Genomic DNA, 12,167 nt, shown 5'->3' on the forward strand with positions numbered 1-12,167 from the left:
GGGCAAATACGGATCAAACCGGCGGAGTCGGCGGAGATTTCCGCCAAGTTCCCGACCTGACAACGCCTGTTCACCGGCTGGATCCCGCGCTGGAGATCTCCGCCACATGACACAGGACTCCCCAGCCGGTGCCCCGGTAGGGCAGACTGCTCCGGTTGGGCAGCACCATGTCCTTCCCGAGGGAACCGAGCACGACAGCACGGCGCCGGCCGGTCGTCCGGAACTCGCGCCAGCGCGTCAGCTCCGTACACCGACCACCCGTCCTGCCCAAGCTGTGGCAGCCTCGCAGCAGCACTTGCCCAGGCACCGAGCGACGGGGGTCCGATGACCACGCACACGGCGGGCGAACCGTACGGTTCGCCCGGGCCTCCGGAGTCGTACGGTTCGTTCGGACCGCCCGACCCGTTCGCGGGCTCGCAGCCGTACGGGGACCAGCCCACCATGGCGCTGCGGCCGATCCCCGCGCAAGGGTCCTTCGGCCCGGCCGACCCCTCCTACGCACCGCCCGCCGAGTACGCACCGCCCACCGAGCAACTGCCCGCGCAGCGCGGTCCCGGCCAGGAGCCGCCGGCCGGCAAGCCCGCCGCCCCCGCCCCCACGTCGGACGGGCGCAACGGGCTGATCATGGCGATGGGCACGCTGGCCTCGCGCGCGCTCGGCTTCGTGCGCAGCGCCATGATCGTGGCCGCGCTCACCACCGGTCCGCTGGGCGACTCGTTCAACGTCGCCAACTCGCTGCCGAACATCGTCTACACGATGCTGCTCGGCGGCGTGCTGGCCTCCGTCTTCGTCCCCGAACTGGTGCACGCCGCGCAGACCCACAAGGACGGCGGCGTCGCCTACACCGACCGGCTGCTGACCATCTGCACCATCGCGCTGGTCGTGCTGACCGTGGGCGCCTGGCTCAGCGCGCCACAGATCGTCGACCTCTACTCGCACTACAGCGGCGCCCAACGCGATCTGACCATCGCGTTCGCCCGCTGCTGCCTGCCGCAGATCTTCTTCTACGGGCTCTTCACCCTGCTCGGGCAAGTGCTCACCTCGCGTGACAAGTTCGGCGCGATGATGTGGACGCCGATCCTCAACAACGCGGTGGCGATCGCGGTCTTCGGCCTCTACATCGCCACCGCCGGCGCGGTGCGCGACGTCGGCCACATGACCCACGGCCAGGTGCTGCTGCTCGGCTGGGGCAGCACGCTGGGCATCGTGGTGCAGACGCTCGGCCTGCTGCCGTCGCTGCGGGCGGTGGGCTTCCGCTGGCATCCGCGCTTCGACTGGCGCGGCTCGGGCCTCACCAAGCCGCTGCGGGCGGCCACCTGGGCACTGTTGCTGGTCGTCGTCACGCAGCTGGCGTATGCGGTGATCACCCAGCTGAGCACCGGCGCCGGCACCCTCGCCCACAGCGCCGGTCTCAAGGCGGGCCTGGGCAACAGCGCCTACAGCAACGCCTACCTGCTCTTCGTCGTCCCGCAGGGCGTCATCACGATCTCGCTGGTCACCGCGGTGCTGCCGCGGATGTCCCGGGCCGCCACCAAGGGCAAGCTCCAGGACATCGGCGCGGACCTGGCCCAGGTGCTCAAGTCCTCGGCCTCGATGATCATGACGGCCACCATCCTGTTCGTCGCGCTGGCTCCGCAGATCTGCGCGATCGCCTTCGAGCACGGCGCGGCGACCCCCGGCGACACCTGGGTGATCGCCCAGCTGCTGATCGTCTTCGCGATCGGCCTGCCGGCCTTCTGCGCGCAGTACGCGCTGGCCCGTGGCTTCTACGCGATGGGTGACGCCCGTACGCCGTTCTGGCTGACCGTGGTCAGCTCCGGGACCAACGCCGGTCTCTCCTGCGTCGCGTACTGGGCGCTGCCGCCGCGCTGGATCGTGATCGGCATGGCCGGCGCCCAGACCGTCGCCTGCGTGGTCAACGTGGTGATCACCGGCCGGGCGCTCAGCCGGCGGCTGACCGCCGTGCCGCAGGCCCCCGCGGCCGCGCCGGACCAGACGATGATGCTCCGCTCCCCGTTCGCCGCGCCGCAGCGCAGCGGGCTCGACGGCCGACGGGTCTTCGGGCTGCACCTGGGCCTGCTGCTGGCCAGCCTGCCGGGCGCCTTCGCCGCCCACTGGCTGGCCGCGGCGGTCGGCGGCGCACTCGGTGGCGGGCTGATCGGCAACTTCTTCGGCCTTGGCGTCGGGTCGGTGGCCGTGCTCGCCTCGCTCTTCCTGCTCGCCCGGTTCTTCGGTGCCGGCTCCGCCGTCGCCCCCCTCGCGCGCAAGCTGCGGATCCCCTACCCCGAACCCGCCGTGGCCGGGGGCAAGCACCGTCGTTGAGCAGGGCGTGACGCTTCGCCAGGCCTGCTCCGGACGGGTCCCCCGAACCGGTACCCCCGGTCGGTCGCCGACGGCATACCCGGTGTTAGCGTCACCTCAGACTTTTCTTACTTTCGTACTGATACACCGCTTCCAACCCCCTGCTGAAGGTGCCACCGCGCCCCTCGGGGACCGTGCTCCGGCCGGTCCGCCGCTGGGCGCCGCGGGCGGCCCGCACAGGGGAAATCCGGCCCGCCACGGGCCCCCATCTCGGACACGGAAGGTCTGCAGACTCCGTTGACTGCCATCCACCGATCCACCCCCAGTACCGCGGGCCGACGGCGCTCGGTCAGCGCCGCCGCGGCCACCGCGACCGGTCTCGCCCTGCTGGCGAGCACCGTCGCCGGCGCCGCCAGTGCGCAGGCAGCCGACCCGGCCGCCGCGAACACCCTCCAGGGCCAGTTCGCCTCGGCCGCCGCCGAGTTCCACATCCCGCAGAGCGTGCTGCTGGCGCTGTCCTACCAGGAGACCCGCTGGGACTCCCACCAGGGACAGCCGAGCACCACCGGCAACTACAACGTCATGGGCCTGACCGACGTCGACGTCGCGGCGACCGACGCCGCCGCCGCGTCCGAGGCGCCGGAGGTCGACCAGAGCGGCAACGGCACCCCGGCGACGGACGCCGTCCCGGCGCCCACCAAGGTCGTCGACAGCCCCGCGCTGCACACCCTGGCCGCCGCGGCCAAGCTGATCAAGCAGCCCGACTCGGCCCTGCGCGGCGACTCCGCGCAGAGCATCCGCGGCGCCGCCGCCCTGCTGGCGCAGTACCAGCAGCAGTCCGGCGGCAAGACCACCGCCACCGACCCGGGTGCCTGGTACGGCGCGGTGGTCCAGTTCGGCCAGACCCCGGCGGCCGACGGCGGCACCGCCTTCGCCAACCGGGTCTTCGGCACGCTGCGCCAGGGCGCCTCCCGGGTGACCGCCGAGGGCCAGAGCGTGACCCTGCCCGCCGACCCGGGCCTCCAGCTCCCGGCGGCCTCGGTCGCCCCGCGCGCGGTGACCCCCGGCGGCCCCACCGAGTGCCCCACCAGCCTGCAGTGCGAGGCGGCGCCCGCCGCCTCGGCCAACTACAGCAACGCGAACCGCCCGGCCGACGGCGACGCGATCCAGTACATCGTCATTCACGACACCGAGGGCGGCTACGCCGGCAGCCTGGCGACCTTCCAGTCCGCCGCCTCGCAGGTCAGCGCGCACTACCTGGTGCGGTCCAGTGACGGCCACGTCGCTCAGCTGATGAGCGACAAGGACATCGCCTGGCACACCGGCAACAAGACGTTCAACATGCACAGCATCGGCATCGAGCACGAGGGCTACGCCGCCGGCGTCGGGCCGGGCAACACCCCGACCTGGTACTCCGAGCAGCTCTACCAGTCCTCGGCCGCGCTCACCCAGTACCTGGCCGGGAAGTACAACATCCCGCTGGACCGCCAGCACATCATCGGCCACGACGACGTGCCCAAGCAGACCGAGCTGGACGGCAACGGCAACCCGATGCCGGCGCAGCACTGGGACCCGGGCACGTTCTGGGACTGGCAGCACTACATGCAGCTGGTGGGCGCGCCGATCCAGAACGGCACCGGCGCCTCGCTGACGGTCGGCGGCACGGTGACCATCGCCCCGCCGTTCACCTCCGCCAACCAGCCTCCGGTGGACGGCACCGCCGCCCGCCCGGAGAACTTCGTCTACCTGTACACCTCGCCGAGCACCTCCTCCGCGCTGCTCAACGGCGGTACCACGCAGGGCTCGGACGTCACCGACAAGGCCGTGGCGGGCGCCACCTACGTGGTCGCCGCCCTGCAGGGCGACTGGACCTCGATCTGGTACGGCGGCAAGCAGGCCTGGTTCTACAACCCGGGCGGCCAGACCGGCATCCCCGGCAACAGCGGCAGCCAGACCGTGCTGACCCCGAAGCCCGGCGCGACCAGCATCCCGGTCTACGGGCGGTCCAACCCGGAGCCGGCGGCCTACGCCAACTACCCGGGCACCTACACCCCGTACCTCGCGCCGGTGCCGGTCAACGCCACCGTCGCGGCCGGCCAGTCGTACGTCTCCGCCAGCGCCACCCCGGTGAAGGGCGACTACTTCTACGACGGCGCCACGCAGGCGTTCATCGTGGGCACCATCACCTACTACCCGATCCGGTTCGACCACCGGCTCGCGTTCCTGGCCTCGACCGACGTGCAGGCGGTCACCACCGGCCTCCCCGCGACGCCCAGCGGCTACACCCCGGCGGGCCCGACCCGGCTGCTGGACACCCGTAACGGTCTCGGCAAGGTCGGCCAGGGCGGCGTGATCTCGCTGCAGATCGCCGGCGCCTCGACCAGCACCGGCAGCGTGCCGGCGGACGCAACCGCGGTGGTCCTCAACGTGACCGCCACCAACGCCACCTCCAGCAGCTTCGTGTCGGTCTACCCGTTCGGGCAGGCCCGCACCAGCGCGTCGAACCTCAACTTCACCGTCGGCCAGACCATCCCGAACCTCGTGGTGGTCCCCGTGTCGAACGGCAAGGTGAGCTTCTACAACTTCGCCGGCAGCGTCGACCTGATCGCCGACATCACCGGCTACTACAGCCCGTCGGGAGCCTCAAAGCTCACCACCGCCGGTCCGGCCCGCCTGCTCGACACCCGCAACGGCCTCGGCCCGGTCGGCCCGGGCGGCGTGCTGCCGCTCCAGGTCGCCGGTGCGCCCATCGGTGACGGCACCAACGTGCCGGCCAACGTGACGGCGGTGGTCCTCAACGTGACCGCCACCAACCCGACGTCCAGCAGCTTCGTCTCGGTGTACCCCGACGGCCAGGCCCGCAGCAGCGCGTCGAACCTCAACTTCACCGCCGGCCAGACCATCCCCAACCTGGTGATCGTCCCGGTCGTCAACGGCAAGGTCGACTTCTACAACCTGGCCGGCAACGTCGACCTGATCGCCGACATCAGCGGCTACTACACCCCGACCGGCGGCTCGTCCTTCCTCACCGCCGGCCCGGCCCGCCTGCTCGACACCCGCAACGGCACGGGCGGCACCAGCGCCCCGGTCGGCCCGGGCGGCGTGATCTCGCTCCAGGTCGCCGGCAACGCCGGTCTGCCGGCCAGCGGCGTCACCGCGGTGGTCCTGAACGTCACCGCCACCGACCCGACCTCGGACAGCTACGTCTCGGTGTACCCCGACGGCCAGGCCCGCAGCAGCGCGTCGAACCTCAACTTCACCGCCGGCCAGACCATCCCCAACCTGGTGATCGTCCCGGTCGTCAACGGCAAGGTCGACTTCTACAACTTCGCCGGCAACGTCAACCTGATCGCCGACATCACCGGCTACTACACCAACTGACCGTCAGACCATCTGACAGTCGTCCCCCAGGGGTCCGCCGAACCGGCGGGCCCCTGGGGCGTTTCCATCCGCTGTCTTCCGGTTAGGGTGGACGAACATGACCACCTCTCATGTCATCGCCGCACCGACCCCGACCCCTTCGACCGCCACCCCGGCCGAACTGCCCGAGCGCCCGCTGCGGATCGCCGTGGCGCAGGCCGGCGCCGTCCGAGGTGAGGTGGCCGCCAACATCGAGCGGGCCGCCGAGCTGATCCGCGAAGCCGCCGCCGGCGGGGCGCGGCTGGTGCTCTTCGCGGAGGCGTTCCTCAGCGGCTACGACCCGGCGCTGATCGGCTCCGACCCGGCGCGCTATGCCGTCTCCGTGGACGACCCGCGGCTGGCCCCGATCGCCGACGCCTGCCGGGAGGGCGACATCGTCGCCGTCCTGGGCGCGGCCACCCGCGCCGAGGAGGCGCTCCACATGTCGGCCCTGGTCTTCGCGACGAGCGGTGCGGTGGTGGCCCAGTACGACAAGCAGCACCTGTACACCGGCGAGCCCGGGATCTTCCGGCCCGGCACGAGCGGCTGCACGCTGGAACTCGACGGCTGGCGGCTGGGTCTCGGAATCTGCTACGACTCCGGCTTCCCCGAGCACGCCCGCGCCGCGGCGCTGGACGGCTGCCACGCCTACCTGGTGGGCGCGCTGTTCTTCACCGGCGGCGGGCCCCTCCAGTCACGGGTCTGGTTCCCGGCCCGGGCGCTCGACAACACCATATTCGCGGTACTCGCCAACCAGGTCGGCCCGTTGGGCGCGTGGCAGGCGTGCGGCGGCAGCGCGATCTGGCGCCCGGACGGCGCCCTGCTCGCCGAGGCCGGGTCGGCCAAGAGCGAACTGCTGATCCAGGACCTCGATCCGCAGCTGCTGCGCGAGGCCCGCAAGGACCTGCTGATGCTGACCGACATCGCGCACCGCGACGCCGCGGTGTCGGCTTCGCCGCGCGCCACGGTCGACCTGGGCTGACCGGCCTCCCGACGAACCGTCAGGCCGGGCCGCAGAGCAGCGCCGCACGCAGGTCGAGACGGTCGTCCAGCCGGCCGAGGTCACGGTCGGTCAGTTCCTCGATCCGGCGGATCCGGTAGTGCACGGTGTTGACGTGTACATGCAGTGATTCTGCCGTCCTGGCCCACGAGCAGTCGTGGTCCAGGAAGGTGACCAGGGTGGACAGCAGCGCGCCGCCGGTGCTGCGGTCGTGCTCGGCGAGCGGCTCCAGGAGCCGGCGGCGGAAGGCCGCGGCGACCTCGGCCGGAACGCCGCGGACCAGGGCCGCCAGCGAGGTCAGTTCGGAGCTGGCACCCACCGAGCACGCCCGCGGCCCGGCCGAGGCGGCGACCTCCAGCGCGTAGCGGGCCTGCTTCAGCCCGGCCGCCAGCTCCGTCCTGGGCCCGTCGCCGCGCGGACCGACCCCGGCGCGCAGCAGGTGGCGGTCGGGCAGCCGGGCCTGCAGGCGCGGCCAGACCTCGCGCAGCCGGGCGGTCAGCTCGTCCGGCACGTCGCAGACCACGACGGCGACCGCGCGGCCAACCTCGTCCGCGCCGACCGCGAACTGGTTTCCGGTCGCCGCGCGCAGCGCCTCGGCCAGCGCGTCGGCGGCCCATGGCGCGTCCACGCCGTCGATCCGGGCGACCACCGGGACGAGCGGGGCGTTCGGCGGCAGGCCGCAGGAGGCCACCGCCTCCGCGAGCTCGGCGGGGTGCGCGGCGGCGTCGGCGGTCAGCAGCGCCGCCAGCCGGCCGGCCGCCCGGCGGCTGTCGGCGGCCTCCGCCCGGGTGCGGGTCCAGAGCGTGGCGAGCAGGTCCGCGAGGCCGTGCAGCACGGTGGCCGCACCGGCGGCGGCGTCGGTGTGCGGATAGAGGTACCAGCCGTCGAACGGGCTCTCGCCGGGCGCGCCGATCGCCAGCGCCGCGCTGCCCAGCGGCAGGTCGCCGCCGGACGCCCCGCCCCCGGAGGCGTCGCCGCCGGCCGTCGGCAGCGCGCGCCGGACGGCCTCGGGGTCCGGGTCCACGGCTCCGGGCGAGGTCGCGATGGTGCGGCCCGAGGCGGAGACCAGCGAGCAGGGCCCGCAGCCGAGCCGGGAGACCGCCCGGCCCAGCACCACGCCCGCCGGGGCACCCGCGTACATCAGCTCGACCAGCTCGCGGCGGGCCGTCTCCGGGACGGCCGCGGCACCGTCCGAGCGGGCCTGCAGATCGCCCCAGAGCCGCAGGTAGATCCGGTCGGTGACGGCCCGGAAACTGGTGCCGGCCGGGACCGAGAACAGCGGGATCCCGTGCACCCGGCAGGCCTCCACCAACCCGGCCGGAACCTCGCCGTGGGTACCCTCGCCGGCCAGCAGCGCGGCCACCCCGGCGCTGCGCAGCGAGGTCGCGAAGCGCAGCGCCAGCGCGGCGGCCGACGGGTGGTCGGGCTGCCACCAGACCAGTCCGGAGAGCACCAACTCGCCGGGCTGCAGATAGCGGGCCGGGTCCTGGAGGTCGGTCGACGTGACGCCGGTGACCTGTCGGGCGAGCAGTTCGGGCGGCCCCCAGGCCAGTCCCAGCCGCAGGTCCTCAACCCGCAGGAGATCCTCGACGATCATCTGACGCTCCTCGTGCCGAGCGCCGACGAGCGGCGCCGCACCCGGCTGGCCCTCTTATCAGCCAGGGATTCAGGTGCAGATGCATGGTAGATGCCAGGGCAATCGCCCAAAGACCATCTTGGCCGATCCTCCAGGGAGCGGCCCGCGACAGCCGCTCCCCGCTGCACGATCGGCCGATCGCGCCCCCCGGAACCACGGCCCCGGCCGGCCCACCCGGACAGCGCAACCCTTCCGGCCCCGTCAGGACAGTGCGACGGCGCCGCCCCAGGCTGGACCCCATGGAGACACCGCAGCGCGAACCCTCGGACGCCAGGGTGCTGCTCCGGCTGCTGACGCCGGTCGCCGGGTTCGTCCTGCTGATCGTCGGATACTTCACGCTGCCGCTGGACCGCTTCGGGCCGCACCGGCCGGTGCTCAGCTGGACCTGCTTCGGGCTGGCCCTGGCCGTCCTCGCCGGGCTGCTGCTGGCCCAGGTCCGCGATGTCCTGATGGCTTCCGAGCGCGGCCGGCCAGCCGCGGTGATCATGCTGCTGATCACGCTCTCGCTGGTCATCTTCGCGAGCGCCTACCTGGCGATGTCCCGCGCGCCGGGTCAGCTCAGCGGTCTGCACACCCGCGTCGACGCCCTGTACTTCACCCTGGTCACGACGGCGACGATCGGCTACGGCGACATCGTCGCCACCAGCCAGACCGCCCGGGTCGTGGTGATCGTGCAGATCTTCTACAACTTCGTCTTCCTCACCGCCGGCGCGAGTGCCTTGAGCAGTCGGCTCCGCGGCCAGGTCGGCACCCGGGGGCGTGCGGCCGCTGCCCCCGAGCGCCCGGACGCGGCAGGGCCCCCGCCGGACTGACACGTCCGGCGGGGGCCCTGGCGGCGATCGTCAGATCGTCGCCGTGTCGATGACGAAGCGGTAGCGGACGTCACTCGCGACGACCCGGGTGTACGCCTCGTTGATCTGGTCCGCGCGGATCAGCTCGATGTCGGCGGTGATCCCGTGCTCGGCGCAGAAGTCCAGCATCGCCTGGGTCTCGGCGATGCCGCCGATCATCGAGCCGGCCAGCGACTTGCGGCCGCCGATCAGCGCGAACGCGGCGACCGGCGCCGGGTTCTCGGGCGCGCCGATCTGGACCAGCGTGCCGTCGGTGCGCAGCAGGCCGAGGTAGGCGTTCAGGTCGAGCTCGGCGGAGACCGTGTTCACGATCAGGTCGAAGGTCCCGGCCAGCTGCTGGAAGGTCGCCGGGTCGGAGGTGGCGTGGAAGTGGTCGGCGCCGAGCCGCAGGCCGTCCTCCTGCTTGCGCAGCGACTGGCTGAGCACGGTGACCTCGGCGCCCATCGCGTGGGCGATCTTCACGCCGACGTGGCCGAGCCCGCCGAGGCCGACCACCGCGACCTTCTTTCCCGGGCCCGCGCCCCAGTGGTTGAGCGGCGAGAAGAGCGTGATGCCCGCGCAGAGCAGCGGCGCGGCGGCGTCCAGCGGCAGGCTCTCCGGGATCCGGACGGCGTAGTTCTCGTCCACCACCAGGTGGGTCGAGTAGCCGCCGTAGGTGGGCTCACCGTCCCGGCCGACACCGTTGTAGGTGCCGACCATGCCGAGCTCACCCGTGCAGTACTGCTCCAGGCCGGCGCGGCAGTTGTCGCATTCGCGGCAGGAGTCGACGAAACAGCCGACGCCGACCCGGTCGCCGACCGCGTAACGGGTGACACCGGGACCGGTGGCGGCGACGAGGCCGGCGATCTCGTGGCCGGGGACCATCGGGAAGGTGCCCTCGCCCCACTCGGCCCGGGCCTGGTGGATGTCGGAGTGGCAGATGCCCGCGAACTTGATGTCGATCAGGACGTCGAACTCGCCCAGTTCCCGCCGCGGGATCGTGGTCTTCTCCAGCGGGGCCTTCGGCGAGGGTGCGGCATAGGCGGAGACAGTCGTGTGGGTCGTCATGCGTCAAGCCTGCTCCTCCGCGCCCCGGCTAGCCAGCCACCCTCTGTGCGTACGTCTGCGGAACCTACGACTGAGGGAATCACCCTCATACTTTTCGGTATGGACCAGCGCACCGATCTGAGCGAGTTCCTCCGCTCCCGGCGGGCCCGCCTGCAGCCCGAGGACGTAGGGCTCTCGCACCACGGCGGCCGACGACGGGTCCCGGGACTGCGCCGCGAGGAGCTGGCGCAACTGGCCGGGGTCAGCGTCGCCTACTACACCCGGCTCGAACAAGGCCACGGGCAGAACGTCTCCTCCGCTGTCCTGGAGGCCATCGCCCAGGCCCTGCGGCTGAGCCAGGCCGAGCGCGAGCACCTGGCCCACCTCACCAAGCCCGTCCACCGGCGCTCACGCGCCTCCAGCCGACCCCAGCGGGTCCGCCCGTCGCTGCAGTGGCTGATCGACTCGATGGAGGGCATCCCGGCCCTGGTCCTCGGCCGACGGCTGGACATCATCGCCTGGAACCGGCTCGGCTGCGCCATGTTCGGTGACTTCCCCGCGATGCCGCCGGAGCAGCGCAACCTGGCCTGGCAGGTCTTCCTCGTCCCGGACTCGCACGAGCTGTACGACAACTGGGAGGGCAAGGCCGCCGACGTGGTCGCGAGCCTGCGGCTGGACGCCGGCCTCTGGCCGGACGACCCGAAGCTGGCCTCACTGATCGGCGAACTCTCGGTCAAGAGCGAGGAGTTCCGCCGCCTGTGGGCCGCCCACGACGTCCAGGACAAGGGCCACGGCGTCAAGGAACTGCACCACCCGGTCGCCGGCCGCCTCACCCTCGCGTACGAGACCCTGCGGCTGCCCGCCGACCCCGACCAGGTCCTCCTCGCCTACCACGCCGAGCCCGGCTCCCCCTCGGCCGAATCCCTGCGCCTGCTGGCCAGCTGGACCGCCACCCCCGCCGAAGCCTGACCCCGGTCGGCGGACCGAAACGCGCACAGGCCCTGCGCCCGGGTGGGCGCAGGGCCTGTGACCTGCGGTACTGCTGTGCCCCAGGCAGGATTCGAACCTGCGACACCGGCTTTAGGAGAGCCGTGCTCTATCCCCTGAGCTACTGGGGCGGGGCCTGCCGACCGCCTTGCCGGGAGCCCCCGAGGGGGTCTGCGGCAGAGCTGGGCTGGCACCCAGGCCAGGCGGGGGTGCGGGCGTTGGCGGTGAACCCCGGGAGGGTGCACCGGACCGGGCCCGCAGGGGGATGTCCGTCTGACCGATCACAGACTAGCGGATCGAGTCGCCCCGGACGGCTGGAGTGACGGGGTGGGACCCCGAGCCGGGATGGACGCGGTCCCCCGGCGTCCGTCCGTCAATGCCGGTGCTTTGCCTCCTCCTTGAGGGGGAGTCGCAGCCTGCTCCCGCGCGGCGGGCGACGCGGTCGAAGGAGTGCCCGAACGCGCACAGATCCCGCCTGCCCGCTGCTGGCGTGATCCATCCCACACGGTCGTACTCGAACATCCGGAGCAACACGCGGCGCGTGCTTATCCGTTGTTGATCGGCGCTGGCTAGCGTCGACGTATGGACGACACGATCACGCCGCCGGAGTGGTGCGAGGGCACCGATCTCGACAATTTCGTCTCACTCTTGCGTGGACTCAAGGACTCACTGGCCGAGGACCTGGAAGAGCTCGAAGGCCGAAAGGACCCGGCGGGGGCCCGGGGTGAGGCGGTCGGCGGGAGGGTGGGCCGCTGACGCGGGGCGCCGTGGGGACTGGGCAGTGCGGGGTGGGGGCGCCCCGGGATTCACTACTATCTGCCCAGTGGCATCAAGCCGGTTCCGTCTCTCGAAGACACCGCCCGGCGTGCCGTCCGTCCGAATGGGCGGTCGACACCCGGTCATCCGTCCACTGCCCGGCCAACGGCCTGCGTGCCGAGCCCCGGCTCCGGGTCGTTACCATCGGCAG

General features: G+C 72.4%; 8 protein-coding genes and 1 tRNA gene. 6 read left to right on the forward strand and 3 right to left on the reverse strand.

The window, feature by feature from the left end:
- Positions 1–324: 324 nt before the first annotated feature.
- The 3 genes from murJ to BS80_RS17790 all read left to right on the forward strand — a co-directional run bounded on the left by murJ (position 325) and on the right by BS80_RS17790 (position 6,682).
- On the forward strand, positions 325–2,322 hold the full coding sequence (gene murJ / locus BS80_RS17780; protein ID WP_232246519.1) for a murein biosynthesis integral membrane protein MurJ: 1,998 nt from the start codon (positions 325–327) through the stop codon (positions 2,320–2,322).
- Between the two features lie 276 nt (positions 2,323–2,598).
- Complete coding sequence (locus BS80_RS37810; protein ID WP_051966742.1) at positions 2,599–5,682, forward strand: N-acetylmuramoyl-L-alanine amidase; 3,084 nt, start codon at positions 2,599–2,601, stop codon at positions 5,680–5,682.
- Between the two features lie 97 nt (positions 5,683–5,779).
- The gene (locus BS80_RS17790; protein WP_083974852.1) at positions 5,780–6,682 is read left to right on the forward strand and encodes a carbon-nitrogen hydrolase family protein; all 903 of its coding nucleotides are present in this window, start codon (positions 5,780–5,782) and stop codon (positions 6,680–6,682) included.
- 19 nt (positions 6,683–6,701) lie between these two features.
- On the opposite strand, the gene BS80_RS17795 is transcribed toward BS80_RS17790, so the two are convergent.
- A complete protein-coding gene (locus tag BS80_RS17795) occupies positions 6,702–8,297 on the reverse strand; it encodes a PucR family transcriptional regulator (protein ID WP_035798551.1) in 1,596 nt (531 codons plus the stop codon).
- A 278-nt stretch (positions 8,298–8,575) separates the two neighbouring features.
- Here BS80_RS17795 and BS80_RS17800 point away from each other — a divergent pair, with 278 nt between their 5' ends.
- A complete protein-coding gene (locus tag BS80_RS17800; RefSeq protein WP_083974854.1) occupies positions 8,576–9,148 on the forward strand; it encodes a potassium channel family protein in 573 nt (190 codons plus the stop codon).
- A gap of 30 nt (positions 9,149–9,178) precedes the next feature.
- On the opposite strand, the gene BS80_RS17805 is transcribed toward BS80_RS17800, so the two are convergent.
- A complete protein-coding gene (locus BS80_RS17805) occupies positions 9,179–10,234 on the reverse strand; it encodes an NAD(P)-dependent alcohol dehydrogenase (RefSeq protein ID WP_035798553.1) in 1,056 nt (351 codons plus the stop codon).
- Positions 10,235–10,333: 99 nt separating this feature from the next.
- On the opposite strand from BS80_RS17805, the gene BS80_RS17810 reads away from it, so the two are divergent.
- Positions 10,334–11,182: a helix-turn-helix transcriptional regulator gene (locus BS80_RS17810; RefSeq protein WP_035798555.1), complete on the forward strand. Its 849-nt coding sequence runs from the start codon at positions 10,334–10,336 to the stop codon at positions 11,180–11,182.
- Between the two features lie 76 nt (positions 11,183–11,258).
- On the opposite strand, the gene BS80_RS17815 is transcribed toward BS80_RS17810, so the two are convergent.
- Positions 11,259–11,331: transfer RNA gene (locus BS80_RS17815), tRNA-Arg, on the reverse strand.
- Between the two features lie 451 nt (positions 11,332–11,782).
- Here BS80_RS17815 and BS80_RS40840 point away from each other — a divergent pair.
- Positions 11,783–11,956 carry a hypothetical protein gene (locus tag BS80_RS40840; protein WP_157536345.1) on the forward strand — a complete coding sequence of 58 codons (174 nt, stop codon included), beginning with the start codon at positions 11,783–11,785 and terminating at the stop codon, positions 11,954–11,956.
- Positions 11,957–12,167: the final 211 nt, after the last annotated feature.

The organism is Kitasatospora mediocidica KCTC 9733, from assembly GCF_000744225.1.
GTDB classification, from domain to species: Bacteria; Actinomycetota; Actinomycetes; order Streptomycetales; family Streptomycetaceae; genus Kitasatospora; species Kitasatospora mediocidica.